Source organism: Mycobacterium bourgelatii (genome assembly GCF_010723575.1).
GTDB lineage: Bacteria > Actinomycetota > Actinomycetes > Mycobacteriales > Mycobacteriaceae > Mycobacterium > Mycobacterium bourgelatii.
The window spans coordinates 406,146-429,300 of the sequence record NZ_BLKZ01000002.1 but is presented as its reverse complement, the minus strand read 5'-3'; the positions used below and the strand labels follow the sequence as shown (position 1 = coordinate 429,300).

Here is a 23,155-nt window from a genome sequence, read left to right as displayed (position 1 = left end):
ATCATCACACGACCCGACAACCAGGACCCCACAGGAAAAGCTGGGCAGACCAGCAGCTACCCCGCGTCCACCGTCACCAGAATCAAGATCAAAGGCTCAACCAATCACCACGACGGCCCATCGGTGGTTTGAGGTTTAGCCAGCGGCGGTAGTCGGCGGCGAGGGTGTCGTCGCGTTTGAGTCCGCGTTCGAGTCGGGAGATGTCGTTGGGCCAGACGCCGAAGTGGTTGGCGACGGCGCTGAGGGTGATGTTTTTGGCTTGCCGGGCGGGACGTAGGTCGCTGTAGTCATCGATCGGGCAAGGCGCGGTGAGGTGTCGAAACATCTCACGCGCGATGGCGCGTTTGAGCAAGCGCAGGATGTCTTTTTTGGAGCGGCCAGCGGCGAGTTGGCAGGCGGTGTAGTCGCGGGTGCGGGGGTCGTGGGACCAGCGGACCAGGGCGATGCGGTGCAGTGCGTTGTTGGCGGCGCGGTCTCCGCCGCGGGAAAGCCGGTGGCGGGTGGTCTTTCCTGAGGATGCCGGAATCGGCGCGGCGCCGGCGAGCATCGCGAACGCGGCTTCAGACCGGAGTCGATGAGCGTTGGTGCCGGCGGTAATGAGCAGCTGGGCGGCGGTGTCAGGTCCGACTCCGTAGGCCGCCCTCAGGGCCGGATTGAGTTTCGAGGTCAGGGAATCGAGTTCGGCGGTCAGGTCGCGGTCTTGGCGTTCGAGGAACTCAATGCGCTGGGCCAGCGTTTTGCAGGCGGTCAGTACCGACACCGTGGTCGGATCCTCGTGCGCGGTGGGTGGCAGCGTGCCAACGCTTCGACCAGTCGCAGGGTGGTCCGGTAGCGGCGGTAGCGCTCGCGCAACTCGGCAGGAGCGGTGACGAGGAGGTCTTTGATCTGCTGAATGGCCGCGGTGCGGGCTTTGATCGCCGCGGCGGGCAACCAGCAGTGCTTTGAGTGCCCCGGTGTGGGGGTCTTTTGGCACAGCCAGTCCATGGCCGGCCAGCACCGCCCGGGCGGCGCTGTGGGCGTCTAGGGGGTCGGATTTACCCTGTCGCCTCCGCGCAGACCGATCGGGGCGGTTGACTTCGACGACGTGGATATTGTTGGCCTGCAATGCTTGTGTGAACCCTGCGCCGTAGCTGCTGGTGCCTTCCACGCCGGCACTGACGACCTCGCCCAAGCTACGGGCCCAGCAGATCGCCGCCCAGTAGCCCGTTGGGTTGGTGCGGAACTCGGCATCGCTGAGCAGTTGACCGGTATCGGTGATCGCGGCCAGGTGGATGGTGTCGAGATGAGTGTCGGCGCCGATGACGATGCGGCGGTCAGATGTCACGATGGTGGTGTCCTTAAGTTCGTAGGTGCAGTTACTTCGTGTTGTTACGTTGTGCTGTGACCCGGGCGGGTCGGGTGAGGTTGTTGGTGTGTTGCCGGCTTGATGGTGCGGCTTGAGAGGACTGGCCGCCCGACCCGCTTGGACTCTCTGGCCGCTGATTGAGATCTGCGATGTGATCGCTTGTTTAAGGAAATGCTGGCGGGTGGTCCGTGGGGAACATGTTGGCAGACAAGCGAATAGAGGCGAGATGACTGCGGTCCAGTTGTGGGCTGGTGTGGACGTCGGCAAGGAGCATCACTGGGTGTGCGTGGTCGATGACCACGGTGCGGTGGTGCTTTCCCGAAAGTTCGTCAACGACGAGCAACAGATTCGTGGACTTGTTTCCGATGTGGACAAGCTCGGTGGGCAGGTGTCTTGGACAGTGGATCTGACCACCGTCTACGCCACCCTGTTGTTGACGGTGCTCGCCGATGCCGGCAAGTCGGTGCGCTATCTGGCGGGCCGCCAGGTGTGGCAGGCCTCGGCGACCTACCGCGGCGGGGAGGCCAAGACCGACGCCAAGGACGCGCGGGTGATCGCCGATCAATCCCGGATGCGCGGTGCCGATCTGCCGGTGCTGCACCCCGGCGATGACGTGATCACCGAACTGCGGATGCTGACCGCCCATCGGACTGATCTGGTGGCTGATCGCACCCGCACCATCAACCGGCTGCGTCAACAGCTGGTAGCGGTCTGCCCGGCCCTGGAGCGAGCAGCTCAGCTGACCCAGGATCGTGGTTGGGTGGTGCTGCTGGCGCGCTACCAGCGTCCGAAAGCCATTCGGCAGAGCGGCCTTTCGCGGCTGACGCGGGTGCTGGCCGATGCCGGTGCGTAACGCCGCTGCAATCGCAGCGGCGGCCGTGGCTGCGGCGAAGACCCAGACGGTGCGCCTGCCGGGCGAAGAAGTCGCCGCTGGGCTGGTCGCACAACTGGCCCAGGAGGTGATCTCCCTCGATGAACGCATCAAGACCACCGACGCCGACATCGAGGGCCGATTTCGCCGCCATCCACTTGCTGAAGTAATCACCAGCATGCCCGGCATGGGATTTCGGCTCGGCGCCGAATTCCTGGCCGCTGTTGGTGACCCCGCCCTGATCGAGTCGGCTGACCAACTCGCGGCGTGGGCCGGGCTGGCCCCGGTCTCGCGACTCGGGAAACGCACTGGACGCCTGCACACTCCGAAGCGCTACAGCCGACGACTGCGCCGGGTCATGTACATGTCCGCGCTCACCGCCATCCGCTGCGACCCGCTTTCCAAGGCCTATTACCAGCGCAAACGGAACGAAGGAAAACGACCGATCGCGGCCACCATCTGCCTGGCGCGACGCCGCACCAACGTCCTCTACGCGCTCATCCGTGACAACCGCACCTGGCAACCCGACTCACCCCCAATAACACAGTCGGCGGCTTGACATCTTCATTGAGAGTCCTCTCCTGCATATGAACCTGCGGTGGGTGACAACCCGGTAGGGCGGGCAGACAAGACATTGATGAGGCAGCGGACAGGCTCCTGATTAAGTCATGTCCGCCCTGCCAGGGCTGCTGTGGTACTTGCCCGCACGTCGCCGGTGAGACAAATCAATTGGAAGACAGCCCAGCAGGACGTCAGTCAGTGCGCGTGTCATCACCGGCAGCGAACGAGCAAGACCATCCTCACCCGAACTCGGTTAACAGGATCAATGTCATGTGCCCTCGATTCAGGGAGTTGTGCTGAATTGATTTGCTACGTGCCCGAAATCAGCGGAGGTGCCCGATCACGCGAAGTCGACGCTGTCGATTTGGGCGATCGGCGCCTCGAGGGCAAAGGAAGTCGTTTTGTGCGGTAACAGGTCCCATTATGTTGAATGGCACAGGCTTTTGGAAGCGGCATTTGCAGTCTGTGTCATCTGGCGCATCGAGGCTTCGTCAGTTGTGCGTAGCGGATATCTCCCAAACTCCGTTTGGGGACTGAGTTGTCAAGGCACCCGCGCGGCGATGTGCGAGGTGCACCATCACGCCCGACCGGCCTGTATTGTCGGCGTGTCACCCGCCACCAGGCACGAAGGACAGACGTGGCCGCACAGGAGTTGGGCCGGCAGCCCGACAAACCGTTGGCACAGTTGGTCGTCGTGGGCGAGGGTGGTTCCGAACGCAGCGTCCCGATCTACGACCAACTGTTCGTTGGTCGCGAATGCGCAGGGATCCGCGAGTCGCGCCGACTGGTCATCGATGATCCCGAGATCTCGCGCACGCACCTCGAAATCCGCCTGGACTCGACGGCCGACCACGCCTTCGTCATCGACACCAGTAGCAATGGGACCTTGCTCAACGGCGTTCGGCTCGAGCGGGCTGTCGCCTCGCTGATCAGGCCGGGCGACGAGATCCGGATCGGCGATGAGCTGTTGATCTTCCGGTCGGAACGATTTACGGCCGCGCCCAAGCGGGTTGCGCGCCGCACGTTGGCCCGGATCGGCAAGACCGCGATGGTGATGGTGGTCGGCGATATCGTCAACTACTCGACGATCTCGCAGGTGACCGATGAGGGCGTCATGGCGCATAGCCTGCAGACGCTTTGGCATCGATTGGGTGATGTGCTCAGCGACCATCACGGCACGTTGAGCCACTATGCCGGCGACGCGCTCTTCGCGGTCTGGGAGGTGCGCACGTTTCCAGATGCCGCCGAACTGGCGATCAAGTTCGCCCTCGCAGCCAATCGCGTGGTCGACGAAATAGGACCCGAACTGCCCCTGCGCGGCCCGGATGGCTTGCCGATTCGGATGGGGTGGGGTGTGGTGCAGGGTATGGCCGCGCTGGCGGCCATGACTCGATCGGCTGACGCGGTGATCGGTGATGCGACGAACATCGCGTTTCGGCTGTCCGGCCTGGCCGGTCGAAACGGGCGGGCACCGGTGTTGGTGGCAAGTGGGGTGCAGGCCGCCGTGGCAGCGCAATTTACCTGGGGCCCAAGCGAAAGCGTCGAAATCAAAGGCCGATCCGGAACGGCGACGGTATTTCCAGCCCTCGCAGGCAAGGCTCCCGGACAGGCTCGCCCCGCGCGTTACTGAATCTCGAAGATGAAGTCATGCCCGCAGATGCTGATGTGATCGCCGTCGGCAAGGTTGGCGCTGTGCCGAAGCAGCTGCCCCTGCACCTGCACTCCGTTCGCCGAACCCAAATCCGTCATCACGAAACTTCCTCCGGTGTCGACGATTACGGCGTGGTGCCGGCTGACATCGTCGTCGTTGAGAACGATGTCATTGTCCGAAAGCCGGCCTATCCGGGTGGCGCCCGCGCGTAACGGATGGTGGCGACCGGTCGCGTCACGCAACCAAGCGGCGGCGGGCTTTCTGCTGGCGACGGCGTACGCCCCAGCCATGGCACGCGCTGCGGTTGTCCGCGCGGACTGTCTGATGCGCAAACGCTCCTGGCGCAGGATCCGCGCGTGCAGGGCGTTGATCGTCGGGCCGGGGTCGATACCCAAATCCTCCGCTAGTGCCGTCTTCAAGCGGCGGTAGGCATCGAGGGCATCGGATTGCCGTTCGCAAACGTAATAAGCGGTAATCAGCTGCGCCCACAACGGCTCCCGATAGGGATGTCTGGCCGCCAGCGTTTCGAGTTCACCGATGATGGCTTCTGCTCTGCCGCAGGCGATTTCGACCTCCGCCCGAGTGGTAACGACCAACATGTGGTCTTCGGTGACGGCGGTCGCGAACGTCTTGACGAACGCGAAGTCGGCGAGGTCGGCAAGCACTGGCCCGCGCCATTCGCTCAGCGCTGCCGAAAGATGTCTGCTGGCCACGTCGAATCGCCCCGCTGCCGCGGCCTGAAAACCCGTGTTCTTCTGGTCATTGAAGCGATCTAGGTCGCAGTCGTTGGCGGCCACGTTGAGTCGATATCCCGGTGGGACGCTCGCGAGCACCGAATAGGGGTCGACGCCTGCAGTCCCGAGCAACTTGCGCAGGTTCGACACGTAGGACTGAATGCTGGTGCGCGCGGCGGGAACCGGTGACTCATCCCACGCGGCGTAGACCAACGAATCCGAGCCGATCGCGCGATTTCGGTTGATCAGCAGCATGGCGAACAGTGCCCGTTGTTTCGGTGTACCCAACGCCACCGTCGCTCCGGCAACGGTCAGCAGCAAGGGACCGAGAAGGCCGAACTTGAGCTGAGTTCCGCTCATAGCCCTCCAGTCTCGGGGTCGTCAGTTGAATCGACCTCTCATTGTGTCTGCCCGCGGCGTTCAGACTCCAAGATTTTTGCAAGAGCCGGCCCCCAATGTCTGTCCTACCCGGTCGTAGTGGCCGGCTGAAACCCCAATACACCTTGCAATGAGAGGAAATTGATCATGAACCACGTATCGCGCGACCAGCAGCCAACGGATCCATCGTTTCGCCCACCGCAGTACCGTCCCGACTACTCGGCGCCTGGTAGGCAGCTGCAAAGCCCCGGTTTCGGCGCGGTCAAGAGCTTTGTCCCGAAGGCGCCGATCACGGCCGGATTGCTGTTTGGCGGCCTGGCTTTGGCCGCGATTTCGCTGTTCCTGCCCTGGACGACGATCAAGGCCACTGTGCTGTTCGGCAGCACCACCATCGATGCCAGTCCATTCAGGGGCGGATGGATCTTCCTCATTCTGTTGGTCATTGCCGGGGCCGGTTGGCTGGCGTGGCCCACGATCTCCGGAGCGGAGATGTTGATGAAACGCCTTGCCGGACTCACTGGCGTGGTTGGCCTACTAGGGGTCTTCTTCGTGATCGGCGCAATCAATTACGCGCAAGGCATTTCGGAGAAGCAGCAGGCGATAGCCGAGGCGGGGGACAGCGCCGACTTCATCGCCAGTGGGGTCGACGTCTCTCTTGGCTTCGGATTCGTGCTCTACACGATGGCCCTCGTGGCGATCGTGGTCGGTCTCGGGCGGGTCTGGAAGCAACGCTCAACCGCGGGAAATCGCGCGCCGTGAGCCCGAGCCCGGCGCCGGAGGAGGCGGCTAGCGGTTCGCTGCTAGCCGCCGAACCTTTAGAAGGTGGCCACCTCGGCGTGGCCACTGTTTCCTTGCGTCACCCAGGTGATTTTCATGCCGTGGCCCGTCGCGTCGTTGGTGAACGTGGCATGGCCATTTCCGTCCGCGTGCGCGGTCCAGCCGAACCCGTGGTACGGCTGTGAGACCCACAAGGAAAACCACCCAGGCCCCCCGGGACCGTCGGGGGTCCCCAGGTTTGCGTCGCGCCAAGTGAGTTTTCCGTTAGGGTCCACTATCGCTTGGTCCATGGGCATCTCTTGCGGGCATCCCGGACACGGGACTACGGGTGCCTGCGACCAGGTGCTCTGACAGACAACACTTTCGTCGTCAATTTGGCATGTGGCAACGCCAGGAATCTTGATGTACGGGGTTGAGGCGATGGGGATTTGAGTGGTCGGCTCAGCCGGCTGAGCCGTACTAGGCGCGGCGCTTGACCCGAAAGGTGCTTGCGCAGTCGGTGTTTCGGCTGCAGGAGGTTCCGGCTTGAATAGCTGGTAACTGACAGCGATGACGGCGATGAGAGCGGCGGCGAGGCCGGCGATGACTGCGATCAACCTTGTTGGACGGCGCGGCGTTTGGGGCACAGGCTGGTCGATCGGCCGGCGCTGCGGCGGTGGGGCGGGCAAGCTCGGCTGCGAGCGGGATGGCGGTTGCGATCTGGGTGGTGGGGGAGGGGGCCGATCGTGTCGACGGGTGGACGCCGCGACCGAGGGGTTCGACGGCGCGGCCAGGGCTCGGCGGGCTGCTGCAGCCAGCGCGGCGGCGCTCTGGTAGCGCTCGTCGGGATTTTTCGCCATGCCAATGGCGATGACGTCATCCAACGCTGCAGGCAGACTAGGACGACTGCGGCTGGGCCGCGGCGGATCCAACGACAAATGCGCTGCGATCTGCTGTTCCACGCTGTTGCCCGGAAACGGCAGTTCCCCGGTCAAGCACTCGTGTAAGACGCATGCCAATGCGTATACGTCAGAACGCGCATCGGCGACCCCGGTGTTGAAGCGTTCGGGGGCCATGTAGGCCATGGTTCCCACCATCATCCCGGTGCGAGTCAGTTTGGTGGCCGAAGCGTCGTGAGCAATGCCGAAATCGATCAAATACACGAAATCGCGTGGGGTGACCAAGGTGTTGGAGGGCTTGACATCACGGTGCACCAACCCCGCCGCGTGCGCGGCATCCAACGCAGCAGCCAACTGCTCGATGATGCCCACCGCGCGCTCGGCGGGCATCGGTCCCTCGCGGCGCAACAGCGCATCTACATCGGTGCCCTCGATAATGGGCATCACCAGGTACAACCGGCCATCAATCTCGCCGGTGTCATAAATCGGGATGATGTGCGGCTCGGTCAGCCGGGCCGCCGTATACGCCTCACGGCGGAACCGCTGCTCATAGCCTGGCTCATTGGCCAACTGCGACGGCAGCACCTTGATCGCCACATCGCGTCCGATCTCGGTATCCCGGGCCCGATACACCGTGCCCATAGCACCCTGACCGATCACCGAGATCAGTCGATACCGCCCGAACACCTCATCCACAGGCAGCGGTGCGTTCGATTGGAGACTCGTCCGGAGCTACCACGTTTGTCATCGACTTCCGCTCCGCGTTGAGGGATTCAAGTGCCCGTTAACAATAGTCAAAGGCGGTTCCAACGTCTTCCAAATCTTCGCAGCCTTCAAGATACTTGTTGCTGCACGGATCCAACTTCCTTGCCGAAGGGCCCGCGATTACGCACCAGACGCCGTTTCGTCGGCACGTTGACTCAGGACGTCGCCGCCGCATTCGGTTCCTTGGCATCGCTTGTCACGACGCAACAAGCTGAATCGAGGGCTCGATGGCCGACTGGTCTGAAGTGGTGTCCGCCGGAAGCGCACCCGAGGCTTTGATGAGTGGCCAACTACCAAACCCGTTGTGCCGCTTCGTCTGAACACTGTGGGAGGTGCCCTGATGAATGAAGCGTTCGGGCGTTATCGGCTGATCTCAGTGCTCGGGCAAGGCGGGATGGGCACGGTATATCGAGCCCATGACACCGAGATCGACCGCGATGTGGCGATCAAGGTGCTGCCGCCGCAGTTGGCCAACGAGCCAGGCTATGAGCAGCGGTTCCGTCGTGAGGCGTATACGGCGGCCCGGCTGACCGAGCCGCACATCATCCCGATTTATGACACCGGCGAGATTGATGGCCGGTTGTACCTGGTGATGCCGATCGTCGAGGGCACCGACGTCGGCGCTTTGTTGCGCCGCGGCCCGATGCGTCCGCAGCGCGCGGTGCACATCATCGAACAACTCGCCGCCGCTTTGGATGCCGCGCACGCGGCGGGGTTGGTGCATCGCGATGTCAAGCCCTCCAACACCTTGGTCACCCCCCGCGATTTCGTGTATTTGATCGATTTCGGCATCGTCCACGACTCTTCGGCGACCAAGCTGACCAGCACCAACGTGATGGTGGGAACCATGGCCTACATGGCCCCCGAGCGTTTCAACACCGGGGTCGCCGATGCCCGTTCCGATGTCTACGCACTGGCCTGCGTGCTGCATGAATGCTTGACCGGCAGCCATCCGTTTCCCGGTGACAGCATGGAACAACAGATCGCAGCGCATTTGCAGCTGGATCCCCCGCGGGCCAGCCAAATTCGTCCTGGTGTACCGGCCGCGTTCGATGCGGTCATCGCCACCGGCATGGCCAAAAACCCCGACGAGCGCTACCAGAGCGCCAACGCACTCGCTTTTGCGGCCCGCCAAGCCTTGAGTGCGCCCTCGGTCGCTGGATCCACGCGGCGCCACGATCGACCCCCGCCCCCACCGCCGAGCCAGCAACTGCACTCGCAACCGACCGTGCCCGCCCCACCACCACGCCGTCGGCTACCCGACCAACCTGCGCCGCAACCGCTCGCCTACCAAACCGGCGGGCCAACCCGACTCGGCGGAGGCCGGATCGCGGCGATCACCGCAGCGGTCGTGATCGTGGCCGTATTGGGGATCGTCGGCGGCTACCTGCTGAGCAGGCCCGCGACGACGTCGCAGTCCCCCGCGACCGCCCAGTCTTCCGCGACGGTCGAGCCCTCGACGCCGGCGCTCCCGGCTACTCCCGCCGAGCCCACCACAACGGCGCGTACCGGCCTCGCCGGACTCGAACCGTTCGTCGGGAGCTGGCACGCTCACCGCGAAGGTCTCGTCATCACCGCCAACGGCAAGGGCCAACACACGTACTCCGACGGCATGGAGAACTTCACGCTGACCTCGGTGTTCGGTGACACGGCCACCGGCACGGTCGACAGCAGTTCGAACCTCAACGGGGCCGTTCCCGGCGACCCGGTGACGGTGACGCTCGTCGGCAACGGGCAAGGCCTGACGTTCAGCGCCGGAAAGGAACAGCAGTTCCCGTATTGCAAAGTCGGTGGCACTGACCCGACCCTTTGCGGCGCGTAGCCGGTCGTCAGACCGTCAGCAGGATCTTTCCGTAAGTCTTGCCCGACACCAGCAATCGGTGTGCCTCCGCGGCCTGCTCGATCGGCAGGCGGGCGCCGATGACCGGTCGGACTCGGCCGGCGGCGATCATCGGCCACACCGACGCCGTCACCGCCGCCGCGATCTCGCTCTTGCTGTTCGGGCCGCTCACCGGGCGGGCGCGCAGCGTGGTGCCGATTACCCGCGCGCGTTTGGTGAGCAGCTTGCCCAGATTGAGTTCGGCCTTCACCCCGCCCTGCATGCCGATCACGATGAGTTGGCCGTCCGTGGCCAGCGCGTCGATATTGCGGTCCAAATAGGCCGCACCCATGATGTCGAGGATCACGTCGACGCCGCCGCCGTCGGTCACCTCCTTGATCCGCGCGACGAAGTCCTCGTCCTTGTACGAGATCGCGATCTGCGCGCCGAGGCTGCGGCAGAGTTCCAGCTTTTCCGGCGCCCCCGCAGTGATCGCGACTCGGGCGCCCAGGGCGCGTGCCACCTGAATCGCATGGGTGCCGATGCCGCTGGCCCCGCCGTGAATGAGGACCAACTGGCCGGGGCTCAAATGAGCCGTCATCACCAGGTTGGACCACACCGTGCAGGCCACTTCGGGCAGCGCGGCGGCGTCGGCGAGTTCGACTGTCGGGGGGACCGGCATCACCTGGCCGACCGGGACTGCGACGTATTCCGCGTATCCGCCGCCGGCCAGCAGGGCGCAGACTTCCTGGCCTTTCGACCATTCCGTGACGCCGGGACCGACATCGGCGACGATGCCGCTGACCTCCATGCCGATCGTCTCGCTGGCACCCGGCGGGGGCGGGTACTTACCCGCGGCCTGCAGCACGTCGGCGCGGTTCACCCCCGCGGCGGTCACCTTGATCAAGACCTCACCCGGCCCGGCGGTGACGTCGGGGACTTCTTGCCATACGAGTTCTTCGGCGGATTCGGCGACGATGGCACGCATGTTCGTCACGCTACTTGCCACCGCTACCCTTGGCTTACCGTTGTCCGGGTGGCGTGGCAGAGCGGCCTAATGCACTCGCCTTGAAAGCGAGAGACGGCTAAAACCGTCCGGGGGTTCAAATCCCTCCGCCACCGCAAGTTGCGATGAGTCGAGTTCGGCCTGGTTTGCAGGCGCCAGTCACATGCGGAGTGCTTGCCAGACGTAGAGCAGTGCGCTGGCCACAGCGAGCGCTCCCAGCAATGTTCGGAGCACAGTTTCCGGCGCTCTCGGTTGCAGCCGAGCGCCGAGGTAGCCACCGATCAGGCCGCCCAGTCCGGCCAGCAGTCCGACGGCCCACACGGGTGCGATGTGCTGACCGGGGCTGGCCAGGGCGATCAGGGAATAGGCGGCCGCTCCGACGATAGACGTGACGAAGGTCGTGGTGAGCGCCGCCGGAGCGACCAGGCGCGTCGGTAGACCGCGACCGACCAGGATTGGGCTCAACAACGACCCGCCGCCGATGCCGTAGACGCCGCCGACGACTCCGACACCTAGCGCGAGAGCGCCTATCACCCATGACGACGGGACGACCGGATCTCGCTTAACGGGCGACCGGATAAGGGACTTTGCGCAGAGCCAAAGTCCCAGCGGCAACAAGAGTGCAGCCACCACGAAGCGAAACAGGCGTGGTCCGGGAATCAGGAACACGCGCACCAGCGAACCGAATACAACGCCGGGAACGGTGCCGGCGACCAGCACCTTCGTCAACGGGTTGGTGAGGAGTGGGCCGGCCGGATTTGCGCTCCGGCGGTAGCGAATCAAGGCTCCAGGCGTCGACACGATGTTGAACAGCAAGTTCGTCGGCGTAACTGCAGGATTGGGCACGCCCAAGAGCGTCAGCTGCACCGGCAGCAGGAACACGGCCCCGGAGACACCTACGGGCGTGGTGACCATCGCCAGAATCAGGCCGGCGATCGCGCTGGTTAGCAGCGTGACCGGGTCGTCCATTCGGCCAACTATGTCGGAGTTGACGCCCGCGGACCATATTTCGACTCAGCAGGCAGCTGTTGCGGAGGTCCGCCCGCGAGCGCGCTCATTTGTACGGCGACACGCCGTCGCGGCTGGCATTTTGAGCGCGCTCGCGCTGACCGGCGCGGCGGGCTGGGGGTTTACGCGGCGAGGGCGCTCATTTGTACGGCGACACGCCGTCGCGGCTGGCATTTTGGGCGCGTTCGCGCTGACCGGCGCGCGCTCGCGGCCGAACGGCGCGCTCGCGGCCCGATCAACCCAAGGTTGGCGCGTAGCGCAGCACCGCGGCGACCCCGTCGGACGGCGAGATCCGCTCGTCGGTACGCACCAGTGATGCTCCGACCGCCACCGCGAACAACGGCAGCGCCTCGTCTGCGCGCAAAGTCTTGGCGGGCGCCGCCCCTTGCTCGGAAAGCACGTTGGCGTTCGGCGCGATGTGGGTCAGCTCTTCGTCGGTGACCACGATGGCGTCGCCGATTTCCCCGATGATCAAGGTCTCGACCGCCCCCTGTCGCAGTGCCGAACACACGCCGTCCAACCCTTCGGTGGCCAGTCCGGATTGCCGGCCGATCTCCGCGCTGAACCGCGCGGCGGCATGGTCGATAACTTGCAGTTGACGCCTGGCGAACCAGGATTCGATCGCCAGTAGGTCTGAACGGGACCGCACCTCGCCGACCACGAAAAGCGCCTCGGCCCCCGTCCGGTCCACCAACTCGGCAATGCGGTCGGCGACCGCTCGAATGTTCTTGCGGCCGGCCTCGTCGGTGCGCGGTTGCGGGTCGCCGTAGCCGGCGGTCTCAGGGCCCGCGGCCTTATGGACGGGGTAGCCGCCGCCGTCCACGGTCTCCGAGCGCACCCCATTGCCGTCGCGGACGGTGAGGTCGGCGCCGGTGTGATCGACGATCGCCAAGAGATAGTTCGGCTGTTCCAAACCCAACTCGAGGATAGGGACGAGATAGGGCAGCTCCGACAACCGGACCACCGTTGCAGCGGTGGGACGCGCTAAGTGCTCGTTGATCAGGACGCCAGTCGGGCCGGCCACCACCGCGCGTCCGCTGCGCCCGATCGGCGGCCGTAAATCCATAACCGCCTGCTCGATTTCGCTGGTGACGGACTTTCCGGCACCTTGCTTCTCGAGCTCCTCACGTACCGCGCGCCACTTCAGGTCGAGCTGCGCAGCGGCGTCGTGGCTGTCGTGCGAGTCGTCGAAGTAGACGGACGCAAACGGTCCGGGGGTGGTGAGCAGTTTTCGGAAACGTTCGGAATCCATGCCTTAATGGATGCCCGTCTGTCCTTCCGACAAACGCTCACACCCGCGGGATCGAGTCGGCGATGGTGTTCATCAGGGCGGTGTAGCGCTTGAGCTCGGGGTCCTTGCCCGGCTTCCCGCTGCTGATCACGCCGCCCGACAGCCCGCGCGCCGGGTCCGCCCAGATCGCGATGTTGGCCAGGCCGAGGTTCCCGAACGCTGTCGATGCATTGCGCCCGAACGGGCCCCAGCGATCGGTGCCCAGCATGAACCCGGTGCCCCACCGGGCCGGCAGCAGGCCAACCGCGAAATCCGGCCGCAGTCGCCGGGCCTCCTGCACGGCGTTGTACATCCGCTCCGCGCTGATGATGCGTACACCGTCGAGTTCGCCGCCGCGGCGCCAGATTTCGGCGAAGCGCGACAACTCGTTGGCGGTGGAGACGGTGTTGGACGAGGGCACCACGGTGGTCAGGAACGCCTTGGTGTTGGTGTAGGGGATGATCTCGTGCACGGTGCCGCCGATCGCCTTGCGGAAGATGGCCGCGATCACCGGGGGTAACGGCTTGCCGGTCGGGTGACTGGGTGCGACGAGCGGGACGTCTTGCTCGGCAACCCCGAAGTTGGTCCAGCGGAAGTTCAGTGGGTCGAGGATCTCGCTGGCCAGGATGTCGCGGATGTCTTTGCCGGTGCTGGCGTAGACGATCTCCCGCATCAGCGGACCCCAGGTCAGCGCGTGGTAGATGTGCACCAAGCCCGGGCGGTACAGCGGGCGCAGTTTGCCGAGCTGCTCCTGTGCGTATTCGTGGTCGTCGGCGCGCTTGAGGTCAGGCTTGGGTCCGGTGGGGAACGGGACGCCGGCGCTGTGGTTCAGGACGTGCCGGATCGTGGTGCGGTCCTTGCCGTGGCTGGTGTAGCTGGGGATGTATTCGCAGACGCGGTCGTCGAGGTCGAAAACCCCACGTTCGACGAGCAGGTGGATGACGGTCGCGGTGATGCCCTTGGACGCCGAGTACACGCAGAACGGGGTGTCGGTGGTGACGGGAATCTTCTCGGCGTCGGGCTCGTCGGTCGGGGCGTTGCCCCAGCCGTGCCCGATCGCCCGGTTGAGCACCACGCGCCCGTTGTGCCGGAGGCACAGCTGGATGGCGGGGTGCATGCCGCCCTGGTACCAGTGCCGCGCGGCCTGCCAAATCCGCTCGACGGCGGCGTCATCGATTTCTGAGTGGTCTTCCTCGCCGATTGCCGTCACCGCGTCGAGGTCGGCCGGGACACGGATCTTGCCGTCTGCTGTCATAGTCACCCCCGCGAGCCTAACTTTGAGCCCATGCCTACCCGCTCACGCTATGTCGAGGTGATCCTCGTCGTGTTCGGTGCCTACTCGGTCGGCCTGGGGTTGTTCCAGTGGCTGGCGCCCGAGACATTCTTCGACACCCTCGGCGCCTTCGGCATCCGCAACACCCACTACATCTTCGACAACGCGTCGTTCGAGTTGCCGCTGGGACTGCTGCTGCTGGGCGCGCTGCGTTGGCCGTCTTGGCAGGTCCCGGCGCTGGCGTTTGCGACGGCGCACTGGGCGCTGCACACGCTCAGCCACCTGATCGACACCAACCACCGCGCCGGCGCGACCGTCGGGTGGCTGGAATTCGCCGCTTTGGCGATCTCCACCGGTTGGCTGGCCGTCGCCCTGTGGTTCAGCGCTATTCGCCGGTGAACCGCGGCGGGCGCTTCTCGAAGGTTGCGGCGATGCCCTCGGTGAGGTCTTTCGACGGCAGGAAGGCGGCATTCCAGGCGGCGACGTAGCGCAGGCTCTCCGAGACCGCCGCGATGCGTTGCTGATCCAGCACGTCCTTGATGCCGTGCACCGTCAGCGGGGGATTGGCGGCGATCTCGGCGGCGGTGGCGTGCGCCGCGGCCAGCGCGGCTTCGGCATCGTCGAACACGTCGTTGACCAGGCCGATCTTTTCGGCGCGGGCGGCGTCGATGTCCTTGCCGGTCAGCGCGAGCTCCCGCAGGTGTCCGTCGCTCAAGATCAGCGGCAGGCGGGCGAGGCTGCCGACGTCGGCGACGATGGCCAGCTTGACCTCACGCACCGAGAACTTCGCGTCGGCGCTGGCGTAGCGGATGTCCACCGCCGAGATCAGGTCGACGCCGCCGCCGATGCACCAACCGTGCACCGAGGCGATGGTGGGGGTGCGGCAGTCGGCGACCGCGTTGATGGCGCCCTGCATCCGCTTGATCTCGCGGTGGAACTCCGAGCGCGGTCCGGCCAGCGCGTCGCCCGACAGCAGGGGAGTGAACGAGCCGCCCATGGCGGGCACGTCCAGGCCGTAGCTGAAATTCCTCCCCGATCCGGTCAGGACGATGGCCCGAACCTCTGGGTCGGCGTCCAGCTCGGGGAATAGCTCAGGCAACTCCTTCCAGAAGGCCGGCCCCATCGCGTTGCCCTTGCCCGGCCCGATCAACGTGACCTGTGCGACCTGGTCTTTGACCTCGACGGTCACGGATTCATATTTCTCGCCCATGCCCGAGACCGTAGCGTGGCGAGTATGCCCCCAGATTTGCGCCCCGGACCAGATTCCCCACCCACCGACGAGCTGCAAAGCGCGGAAGCGACACTAGGGGTGCTTCAACAGGTCGTACACACCCTGGCCTCCGACGACCTGACCAAACAGACGCCGTGCACCGAGTTCGACGTGTCCGGCCTGACCGATCATCTGCTGAGCTCGATTACCGCCCTCGGCAACATGGTTGACGCGGACTTCTCGTCGCTACCGGACGACACCGAGTCGGTGGAACGGCGGATCATCGGTGCGGCCCGCCCTGCCTTGGACGCCTGGCACCGGCATGGTCTGCAAGGCGAGGTGTCACTCGGCCAGGGGGCGATGCCGGCCAACGTGGCCGTCGCGGTGTTTTCGATCGAGTTCCTGGTCCACGCATGGGATTACGCGGTAGCCGTGGGACGGCAGGTAGACGCGCCCGACTCGCTGTCCGAGTACGTGCTGGGTTTGGCGCAAATGCTGATCCAGCCGGCCCTGCGCGGCGCGGCGGGTTTCGATCCGCCGGTGTCGATGTCCGACGACGCGCCCGTATTGGACAGATTGGTCGCGTTCACCGGGCGCAATCCCGGCGACGCTCGCTGACGATTGCGGGGCGCTGGACGCCGGACGCCGAGCGTCACGCTGGCGCGACGCCGGACGCCGAGCGTCACGCTGGCGCGACGGTCGAGGGCGCCGCTAGACCCGCTCGAGGAAGAAGTAGTAGTACCGGCCGTTGTCGAGGACGCGTTTGCCGTTCATGATGCCCATCACCGCGTCGTCGTCGATCTTCTTGAAGTGGTCGTGAACGGGTTGGCCGTCGTAGACCATCGTCGCGGTGACCTCGCCGCGGAACTCTTCCAGCCACAGGCTGGCCTCGCCCTTACCCATCTCCACGTTGGAGAACTTGTTCCCGTCGACGTCGAGGCACACCAGCGGCTGCACGTCGTTGACCGACTTGAAGGTCTTGCCGAACCACCGGGCCTTCTCCAACTGCCAGTTCATCCTGTGTCCGGTGTCGAACTCGCCGCCCTTCCATTCGCCGATCATGCCGTCGAGCGTCATGGGCGCGAGGGTCTCCCAGAATTCGTCCAGTTCGGCGTCGGCAATCTTGCCGGTGCGCGCCTTCAACTCGTTGAACTTCTCCCGTGCCGAGCTCATTGGTCTCCCTGGTCCGCCTTCCAGCTGCGCGCGAACCGCAGCAGCGCATCGTTCTCTTCCGGTTTGGCCGTGACGGTTACCCGAACGCCATCGTCGCCATAGGGTCTGACCACGATCCGCGCGTTCGCGGCCTGCTCTACGAAGTCCCTGGTCCTGGCGCCCAGTGGCAGCCAGACGAAATTCGCCTGTGAGGGTGGCAGCGTGAAGCCGGCAGCGCGTAATTCGGCGCTGACCCGGGTGCGCTCAGCGACCACGGCGTCGGTGCGGGCCAGCAGTTCGTCGGCGGCCTCGATCGAGGCGATGGCGGCCGCCTGCGCGACGCTCGACACGGTGAACGGCACGTAGACCTTGTCCAGCGCGGTGATCACGTCGGGGTGGCCGACGGCGTAGCCGATGCGCAGCCCGGCCAGCCCGTAGGCCTTGGAAAACGTCCGCAGCACAACGACGTTCGGATGGGAGTGAACGAGTCCCAGGCTGTCGGGGCGCATCCCGTCCCGGATGTACTCGACGTAGGCCTCGTCGATGGCGATCAGGACGTCCGAGGGCGCGGCCTCGACGAAACGGGTCAGCGCCTCGGGATCGACGACGGTGGACGTCGGATTGTTGGGGTTGCAGACCAAGATCAGCCGGGTGCGCTCGGTGACGGCGGCCAGCATCGCGTAGAGGTCGAAGGTGTGGTCGGTCAGTGGCACCTGGATGGGCGTGGCGCCGGCGGTGAGGACCTGCGGCGGGTACAGCTCGAAGCTGCGCCAGCCGAAGACCACGTCATCGCCGGGCGCCGCGGTGATCTGCACCAGTTGCTGGCACAGGCTGACCGACCCGCAACCCACCGCGATGTGTTCGGGTGCGAAATCGGGTCCTCCCGCGGCGCTCACGTGCTTGGCCAGGGCGGCCTTGAGCTGCACGCACCCGTTGTCGGGGTAGCGGTTGATGACGTCGGTTGCGCGCTCGATGGCCGCGCGGACACTGGGTAGTGGTCCGAACACGGTTTCGTTGCTTGCCAGTTTGATAGCACCTGGCACGGTTTTGCCGGGAACGTAAACTGGAAGCCCGGCCAACTCGGGCCGCAGGCGGGCAGTCACTTCGACAGCATATGTTGCCGATGTGTACGCTATGCCTCCGGCGGCTGCGGGTTTTGGGGTCGGGTACCCTCATGAAGTTCAAGGAGGCGTGCCAGAGCGGCCGAATGGGGCTCACTGCTAATGAGTTGTTCCCCTTAAAGGGAACCGGAGGTTCAAATCCTCTCGCCTCCGCTGGTCCTTTCGAGGACATAACTGAATAGGTAAGGCGCCCGTAGCTCAACGGATAGAGCATCTGACTACGGATCAGAAGGTTGGGAGTTCGAATCTCTTCGGGCGCGCTCTGTTTGTGGCGCTGCTAGCGCATCGAGATTGCCGCTGCGGTTGTGGTTTGCGGCCCGCGCACAGCCCTCACGGCAATCTCGGCGGGGTCGTGGTGTTCGGCCCACGGGTCGTGGCTGCTGACGCATCGAGATTGCCGCTGCGGTTGTGGTTCGCGGACGTCGGCCACATGCCGATGCGGGACGATGCGGAGCTCGTCGCGCGCACAATCCTCGCCCCTCGCCGCCGCCCGCCAACCGTCTAGGTGATCACCGAAACCCTGTCGGCGGAATTGGTGACATACACATTGCCGAAGCCGGGACTGGTGGGGCTGACCGCGACACCGGATGGGCTGTCGCCGATTGGAACGATGCCGACCACGGCGTTCGTCGCAGGGTCGATCACGGATACCGCGCTCTGGCCAAGTAGGGGGACGTAGATGGCGCCGGTGAAGGCGTCCACGGCCACCCCTAGCGGGACATCGCCGAAGGCGATTGTCGCGGTGACGGTATTGGCGGCGGGGTCAATCACCGACACCGTTCCGCTGAACGCGTTGGCGACGTAGATGACGCCGGTGTCGGGGTTGACCGCCACCGCAATCGGAAAGTTGCCGACGGGGATGGTGGCGGTGACGTTGTTGGTGGCGGGGTCGATCACCGACACTGTGCCGCTGGCCGAATTGCCGACGTAAATGGTGCCGGTCAGGGGGCTGACCGCTACGCCGACCGGTTCGTCACCGACGGGGATGGTGGTCGTGACCATATTGGTTGCGGGGTCTATCACCGACACCGTGTCGCTGGATGTATTGGTGACGTAGACGTGGCCGGCGGCGGGTCCGGTGGAGCTGACCGCCACTCCGTTCGGGCTCTCACCGACGGAGATGGTGGCCGTGACGGTATTGCTGTCCGGGTCGATTACCGACACTGTGTCGCTCAACGAGTTGGCGACGTAGACATGGCCGGCGGCGGGGCCAGTGGGACTGACCGCCACTCCGTCCGGCCTTGAGCCAACGGGGATGACGGCGGTGACGGTATTGGTGGTGGGATCTATCACCGACACCGAGCCCTCGATGCTTTCGTTGGTGACGTAGACAAGGCCGGTATTGGGACTGACCGCCACTCCCTTTGGACTGTCACCGGCGGCGATGGCGGCGCTTCCGGCACCGCTGCCGATGCCACCACTGCCGCCCTCCCCACCGACACCGCCCGAACCGCCGATTGCCCCGGTCGGGCCGGTGCCTTCAGCTCCCACGGCACCGGCGCCGCCACTCTCGGCGAGGCTGAAGCTCAAACCGGCCCCACCGGCCCCGCCCTGGCCGCCGGCGCCTCCGGCGCCGCCACTACCACCCGCGGCCCCGCCGACCCCGGTGCCTCCACCGCCGCCGGTACCGCCAAGCCCACCTAGACCACCCATACCGCCCTGACCCACCGTGCTGGCCCCGCCGCTGCCGCCGAACCCGCCCTCTCCGCCTTGGCCGCCGTTCCCGCCAACACCATGGGCACCCGGAACACCGCCGAATATCCCCGGAGCCTGCCCACCCGCGCCGCCGGTTCCGCCGGCGCCGCCCATGCCGCCCTGCGCGCCGGTACCCCCCGCGCCGCCGATGCCGCCGTTGACCCCGAACACCCCGGACGCTCCGGCCAGACCCGCACCGCCGATACCGCCAACCCCGCCCAGGCCGCCGGCTCCGCCGGGCCCGCCGTTGCCCCAGAGGATCCCGCCGTTACCGCCGGCGCCGCCGACACCGCCGACGCCGCCGACCCCTCCTTGTTCACCCGGCAAACCGGCCGTGCCCGGTATGCCGGTCCCGCCCGCACCGCCGGCGCCGCCATGGCCGAACAGGCCCGCATCCCCGCCTCGACCGCCAGCACCACCCGGCGCCCCGGAACCTCCGTTGCCGCCGTTGCCCCACAACAAACCGCCCGGCCCGCCGGCCTGTCCGGTACCCGGCGCGCCGTGGGTGCCGTCACCGATCAGCGGACGCCCCAGCAGCAACTGCGTCGGCGCGTTGATCAACCCCAACACCAACCGCTCGACACTGAACGCCTCTGCGCTGGCATAGGCGTTCGCGCCGGCCGACAACGTGCGCAGGAACTGCTCATGAAACGTCGCCGCCCGAACGGCCGCCGCCTGATACTCGCGGGCCTGCTCGGCGAACAGTTTCGCGATTGCCACCGACACCTCATCGGCCGCCGATGGGACCGTCGCCAGGATCGAGGGCACCGCCCACCGGTGCGCCTGCTCCAGCGTCGAATTAATGCTTGCCAAGTGTGTTGTCGCCGTCGCCATGTTCTCCGGCGCCGCAAGAAGATACGACATTCCTGCCCACCTCATCTGATTCGCCAATACAGACGATCAGAGCGTCGCGCGGATCTATGGGGCGGGATACAGTAGCCGGCTACTTAAATTGCGGACCGAAACTAGCCGACCGTGAATTCGCGGGTCTTCCCGGTGAACGGCAACAGTGAGCCGTTGGGGCCCCGAGCGGTGCCGTGGTGCACGATGCGGTACGTGCCCGGCGTGGTGTCGTCGGGAGTGTCCCAACGGATCGTGACGCGCGAACCGGCTCGTCCTAGGCGGGCCCACTCGAAGCGCGTCGACCAGTCGCCATCATTGGCCACCTGCACCCATTCCTCGCCGGCTCGGCGCTGCACTTCGAGGTAGGTGTCGTTGCGGCGCAGATCGTTCCCCGGGTGCGCGCTGTCGAAGACCACCTCGACCACATCGCCGGGGCGGTAGGAGGCCGAAGGCTCGGTGATGACGGTGCCGAACGATCCAGTGTCGGGCGGGGGAGTGCGCACCCAGCTCAAGGGCTTCTTCCTGATCGGGCCCTGGCCGGTCGTCGCCGGCCGGCCGTCGCGCATCGCCTCGGCGAGCCCGGCGACGGTCTGCATCAGGGCGGGCAGTTCCCAGCGGCCGAACAGCGTGCTGCCGCCCTCGTACCGCTGTTCCAGATACTCCTCGGGCGTCGTGACGTAGTGGATGTAGGCGTTGCTGTAACCGACGCAGAGCACATCGGCCAGTTCGGCGCCCACGATCGATGCGACGGTGCGACGCAATCGAAGTCCGGACATGATGGTGGGCTCGCCCGGAATGCCGATCAGGTACAGACGGCCGATCCGCAGCAGCTGGACCGGGACGATCTCGGAGATGAAAGGAGTCATCCGGTTGATCAGCCCGGCCGGAACCACGATGCCCTTGGGGGATTGCGTCGACCCGAGCGCCGCCGCCCGCTGATAGACAGCGCCGGAAACCTTGTCCCAGAACGGGTTTCGGCCCTGTCGGAATCCGGCGAAACCGGCGCCGTCATCCGTGCCCGCCATCATCGCGGCTGAGATCATCGGACGCCCGGTGCGATGTGGCTGACCATCCGGGGTGAATTCGCCCCGCACTTCCACATTGCTGAGGTCGACGTAGGTCAGCCGGCTGTCAACGCCGTCGCCGATCGGCTTCCCGTCGTCCAACAGCTCGACGGCGTCCTCGAACTGCGACAACCCAACGACGCGGGTGTTTTCGAAACCGTTGTCGGTAGGGTCCGCGACGCCCTCGTGGCTGTTCCGTTCGACGTGCGGGCTGATGTCGCCTGGGTTCGTCTGCGCGAAGGCCGCGATGAAGTCGGGCTGGCCGCTGAGGTAGTCCGCACCCTCCACGTCGCGTTCCCAGTGGTAAGCGGCGTATCCCTTGTTGTCGCTGGAGATGAGGTGATTGCGGTTGTTCATGCTGGTGCCGTGCGTGGCGAAGAAGTGGATGGCACCGACCGTCCGGTCGCCGCGATCGATGCGCACCAGCGTGGTCTGCGGATCGATGCGGTCGGGGAAGAACGACTTGTCGTCCGGCGGGTTGCGATCGAACGCCGTCGGCGAACGATTGATGCTCGCGTTACGCAATTCGCCTTGGGACAACGTCACCTCGGCCGGCGCCAAGTCGTGGTGGGCATAGGTCGCCGCCTCGACGATTCCGTCGACGATGGCGCCAAAGGTGGCCGGCCGAAAGCCGCTCGTCGTCAGGTTGTAAAGCAGGTTTCCGCAATAGCCGCCGGGCGCGGAGTGGGTGTGGGTGGTGGTGATCAGCGTGTTGTGCGCCGTGTAGGTCTCACCAAAGGAATGCGACAAGCGGCTCAGTACCGCATCGGTGACGTTCTGCATTGGCAGCGGCAGTTCGGTAACGACCAGCAGAACCCGCGCCTGACCGTCGTCGAAAATGAATGCCCGGGCGCGGAGGCGCAGATGAATTCCGGCGGTTCGCTGATCGGATTTGCCATAGCCGAGCATGCCGCAGTTTGCCGATTCACCGGTGATGTCGGCGATACCGCGGCCTACACGAAACATGGTCCAGGCTCCCGTCGCAGCAACAACTTCGGCTTCTCTAGACGGTCACACCTTATACACAGTGGTCAAGGTGCAGTTTGCCCAATCAGAACGGCGACCAACTGTCCCAGCGGTTGTCGAAGTCGAGAACCTTTCGGGAGAACTGGGCGCTGCCGATGATTTCCCGGAAGTGGTCCTGCCAGCCCCACCAACCGCTGATCTGAAACTCGTGCTGGTACCAGCTCAGCTTGTAGTTGATCGGCGCGTGTTCGCCCTTGTTCTCGGGCGCGAACACAGCAACCGCCAATAGCCCCAGGACCGTGGCTGCGGGCAGTTGGATCTTTCCCTCGCGCCAGATGCTGATGTTCGTGTCACGGGAACCGTGCCGGGTTATCTCAAATCCCTTGGGCAAGTCGTCAGTATGGCCGTGGCCGTACCGGTGAATGCCGTATAGGACGTCGGCGATATCGGGCCGACCATCGGGCAGGTCGGTTTTCACCTGTATTGGAAACCGCGACTTTTCGAAGTCCACAGCTGGCGCGGCCATCGCGTGGAAAATGTCCAAACCGTCTCGAATCGTGCGCCGGAAGGCGGTGGCAACTCCCTGCTGCGGATATCGCTTCTTGCCGGTCCCCTTGATGGCGTCGCAGGCATGGTACATCGCGGTGTCCCAATCCTGCCGAGCCCAATGATCGAGTGATTGCCTGACCGAATCTCCCACGTTCACACACCAGAGGCTAACGATCCCGTCCGCGCCGGGTGACCAGTGCCCCGTTCCCAAATAGCGGT

General features: G+C 65.4%; 18 protein-coding genes, 3 tRNA genes and 1 pseudogene. 9 read left to right on the top strand and 13 right to left on the bottom strand.

What is annotated here, in order from left to right:
- Positions 1-88 precede the first annotated feature (88 nt).
- Entirely contained in the window at positions 89-1,324 is a 1,236-nt protein-coding gene (locus G6N68_RS27045; protein WP_240355937.1) for a transposase, read from the bottom strand.
- 247 nt (positions 1,325-1,571) lie between these two features.
- On the opposite strand from G6N68_RS27045, the pseudogene G6N68_RS27040 reads away from it, so the two are divergent.
- A pseudogene (locus G6N68_RS27040) lies at positions 1,572-2,775 on the top strand (IS110 family RNA-guided transposase).
- A gap of 639 nt (positions 2,776-3,414) precedes the next feature.
- Complete coding sequence (locus G6N68_RS27035) at positions 3,415-4,407, top strand: adenylate/guanylate cyclase domain-containing protein (protein WP_240355935.1); 993 nt, start codon at positions 3,415-3,417, stop codon at positions 4,405-4,407.
- On the opposite strand, the gene G6N68_RS27030 is transcribed toward G6N68_RS27035, so the two are convergent.
- Positions 4,401-5,522, bottom strand: a complete 1,122-nt coding sequence (locus tag G6N68_RS27030) for a BTAD domain-containing putative transcriptional regulator (RefSeq protein ID WP_163719243.1) — start codon at positions 5,520-5,522, stop codon at positions 4,401-4,403. The two genes, G6N68_RS27035 and G6N68_RS27030, sit on opposite strands and share 7 nt — an antisense overlap.
- A 165-nt stretch (positions 5,523-5,687) precedes the next feature.
- On the opposite strand from G6N68_RS27030, the gene G6N68_RS27025 reads away from it, so the two are divergent.
- On the top strand, positions 5,688-6,299 hold the full coding sequence (locus tag G6N68_RS27025) for a hypothetical protein (protein WP_163719242.1): 612 nt from the start codon (positions 5,688-5,690) through the stop codon (positions 6,297-6,299).
- Between the two features lie 56 nt (positions 6,300-6,355).
- On the opposite strand, the gene G6N68_RS27020 is transcribed toward G6N68_RS27025, so the two are convergent.
- Positions 6,356-7,891, bottom strand: a complete 1,536-nt coding sequence (locus tag G6N68_RS27020; RefSeq protein WP_240355933.1) for a serine/threonine-protein kinase — start codon at positions 7,889-7,891, stop codon at positions 6,356-6,358.
- Positions 7,892-8,300: 409 nt separating this feature from the next.
- Here G6N68_RS27020 and G6N68_RS27015 point away from each other — a divergent pair, with 409 nt between their 5' ends.
- The gene (locus tag G6N68_RS27015) at positions 8,301-9,782 is read left to right on the top strand and encodes a serine/threonine-protein kinase (RefSeq protein ID WP_163719241.1); all 1,482 of its coding nucleotides are present in this window, start codon (positions 8,301-8,303) and stop codon (positions 9,780-9,782) included.
- 7 nt (positions 9,783-9,789) lie between these two features.
- On the opposite strand, the gene G6N68_RS27010 is transcribed toward G6N68_RS27015, so the two are convergent.
- The gene (locus G6N68_RS27010; RefSeq protein ID WP_205351529.1) at positions 9,790-10,767 is read right to left on the bottom strand and encodes an NAD(P)H-quinone oxidoreductase; all 978 of its coding nucleotides are present in this window, start codon (positions 10,765-10,767) and stop codon (positions 9,790-9,792) included.
- Positions 10,768-10,814: 47 nt separating this feature from the next.
- Between G6N68_RS27010 and G6N68_RS27005 the strand changes: the two genes are divergently transcribed.
- Positions 10,815-10,901, top strand: a tRNA-Ser gene (locus G6N68_RS27005).
- Between the two features lie 43 nt (positions 10,902-10,944).
- Here G6N68_RS27005 and G6N68_RS27000 read toward each other — a convergent pair.
- The 3 genes from G6N68_RS27000 to lipE form a co-directional block, all read right to left on the bottom strand.
- The gene (locus tag G6N68_RS27000) at positions 10,945-11,754 is read right to left on the bottom strand and encodes a TSUP family transporter (protein WP_163719240.1); all 810 of its coding nucleotides are present in this window, start codon (positions 11,752-11,754) and stop codon (positions 10,945-10,947) included.
- A gap of 274 nt (positions 11,755-12,028) precedes the next feature.
- Positions 12,029-13,045, bottom strand: coding sequence for a baeRF2 domain-containing protein (locus tag G6N68_RS26995; protein ID WP_163719239.1), 1,017 nt, complete (start codon positions 13,043-13,045; stop codon positions 12,029-12,031).
- 37 nt (positions 13,046-13,082) lie between these two features.
- Positions 13,083-14,318, bottom strand: coding sequence for a lipase LipE (gene lipE, locus G6N68_RS26990; protein ID WP_163719981.1), 1,236 nt, complete (start codon positions 14,316-14,318; stop codon positions 13,083-13,085).
- Between the two features lie 30 nt (positions 14,319-14,348).
- On the opposite strand from lipE, the gene G6N68_RS26985 reads away from it, so the two are divergent.
- A complete protein-coding gene (locus G6N68_RS26985; RefSeq protein ID WP_163719238.1) occupies positions 14,349-14,735 on the top strand; it encodes a hypothetical protein in 387 nt (128 codons plus the stop codon).
- On the opposite strand, the gene G6N68_RS26980 is transcribed toward G6N68_RS26985, so the two are convergent.
- Positions 14,722-15,546: a crotonase/enoyl-CoA hydratase family protein gene (locus tag G6N68_RS26980; RefSeq protein WP_163719237.1), complete on the bottom strand. Its 825-nt coding sequence runs from the start codon at positions 15,544-15,546 to the stop codon at positions 14,722-14,724. The genes G6N68_RS26985 and G6N68_RS26980 overlap by 14 nt on opposite strands.
- Before the next feature lie 24 nt (positions 15,547-15,570).
- On the opposite strand from G6N68_RS26980, the gene G6N68_RS26975 reads away from it, so the two are divergent.
- The gene (locus tag G6N68_RS26975; RefSeq protein WP_163719236.1) at positions 15,571-16,164 is read left to right on the top strand and encodes a TIGR03086 family metal-binding protein; all 594 of its coding nucleotides are present in this window, start codon (positions 15,571-15,573) and stop codon (positions 16,162-16,164) included.
- Positions 16,165-16,257: 93 nt separating this feature from the next.
- Here the strand turns inward: G6N68_RS26975 and G6N68_RS26970 are convergent, their stop codons facing one another.
- Positions 16,258-16,719 (bottom strand): DUF4334 domain-containing protein, encoded by a 462-nt coding sequence (locus G6N68_RS26970; protein ID WP_163719235.1) that lies wholly within the window; start codon positions 16,717-16,719, stop codon positions 16,258-16,260.
- Positions 16,716-17,801 (bottom strand): aromatic amino acid aminotransferase, encoded by a 1,086-nt coding sequence (locus tag G6N68_RS26965; RefSeq protein WP_163719234.1) that lies wholly within the window; start codon positions 17,799-17,801, stop codon positions 16,716-16,718. Before G6N68_RS26965 ends, G6N68_RS26970 begins: the two co-directional genes overlap by 4 nt.
- 82 nt (positions 17,802-17,883) lie before the next feature.
- Between G6N68_RS26965 and G6N68_RS26960 the strand changes: the two genes are divergently transcribed.
- Positions 17,884-17,972: transfer RNA gene (locus G6N68_RS26960), tRNA-Ser, on the top strand.
- A gap of 34 nt (positions 17,973-18,006) precedes the next feature.
- Positions 18,007-18,079 (top strand) — tRNA-Arg (locus G6N68_RS26955).
- 241 nt (positions 18,080-18,320) lie between these two features.
- Here G6N68_RS26955 and G6N68_RS31695 read toward each other — a convergent pair.
- The 3 genes from G6N68_RS31695 to G6N68_RS26940 form a co-directional block, all read right to left on the bottom strand.
- Complete coding sequence (locus G6N68_RS31695; RefSeq protein WP_163719233.1) at positions 18,321-20,378, bottom strand: PE-PGRS family protein; 2,058 nt, start codon at positions 20,376-20,378, stop codon at positions 18,321-18,323.
- A gap of 101 nt (positions 20,379-20,479) precedes the next feature.
- The gene (locus G6N68_RS26945) at positions 20,480-22,387 is read right to left on the bottom strand and encodes a neutral ceramidase (RefSeq protein WP_163719232.1); all 1,908 of its coding nucleotides are present in this window, start codon (positions 22,385-22,387) and stop codon (positions 20,480-20,482) included.
- Between the two features lie 85 nt (positions 22,388-22,472).
- Entirely contained in the window at positions 22,473-23,093 is a 621-nt protein-coding gene (locus tag G6N68_RS26940) for an Rv1289 family protein (RefSeq protein ID WP_163719231.1), read from the bottom strand.
- Positions 23,094-23,155 lie beyond the last annotated feature (62 nt).

Bases quoted from the DNA above. Each gene is read 5' to 3' on its own strand.
- G6N68_RS26970 (WP_163719235.1), bottom strand. From the start codon at position 16,719: ATGAGCTCGGCACGGGAGAAGTTCAACGAGTTGAAGGCGCGCACCGGC.
- G6N68_RS31695 (WP_163719233.1), bottom strand. From the start codon at position 20,378: ATGTCGTATCTTCTTGCGGCGCCGGAGAACATGGCGACGGCGACAACA.
- G6N68_RS26975 (WP_163719236.1), top strand. From the start codon at position 15,571: ATGCCCCCAGATTTGCGCCCCGGACCAGATTCCCCACCCACCGACGAG.
- G6N68_RS27010 (WP_205351529.1), bottom strand. From the start codon at position 10,767: ATGCGTGCCATCGTCGCCGAATCCGCCGAAGAACTCGTATGGCAAGAA.
- lipE (WP_163719981.1), bottom strand. From the start codon at position 14,318: ATGACAGCAGACGGCAAGATCCGTGTCCCGGCCGACCTCGACGCGGTG.
- G6N68_RS27030 (WP_163719243.1), bottom strand. From the start codon at position 5,522: ATGAGCGGAACTCAGCTCAAGTTCGGCCTTCTCGGTCCCTTGCTGCTG.
- G6N68_RS26985 (WP_163719238.1), top strand. From the start codon at position 14,349: ATGCCTACCCGCTCACGCTATGTCGAGGTGATCCTCGTCGTGTTCGGT.
- G6N68_RS26980 (WP_163719237.1), bottom strand. From the start codon at position 15,546: ATGGGCGAGAAATATGAATCCGTGACCGTCGAGGTCAAAGACCAGGTC.
- G6N68_RS26945 (WP_163719232.1), bottom strand. From the start codon at position 22,387: ATGTTTCGTGTAGGCCGCGGTATCGCCGACATCACCGGTGAATCGGCA.
- G6N68_RS27025 (WP_163719242.1), top strand. From the start codon at position 5,688: ATGAACCACGTATCGCGCGACCAGCAGCCAACGGATCCATCGTTTCGC.
- G6N68_RS27015 (WP_163719241.1), top strand. From the start codon at position 8,301: ATGAATGAAGCGTTCGGGCGTTATCGGCTGATCTCAGTGCTCGGGCAA.
- G6N68_RS26995 (WP_163719239.1), bottom strand. From the start codon at position 13,045: ATGGATTCCGAACGTTTCCGAAAACTGCTCACCACCCCCGGACCGTTT.
- G6N68_RS27000 (WP_163719240.1), bottom strand. From the start codon at position 11,754: ATGGACGACCCGGTCACGCTGCTAACCAGCGCGATCGCCGGCCTGATT.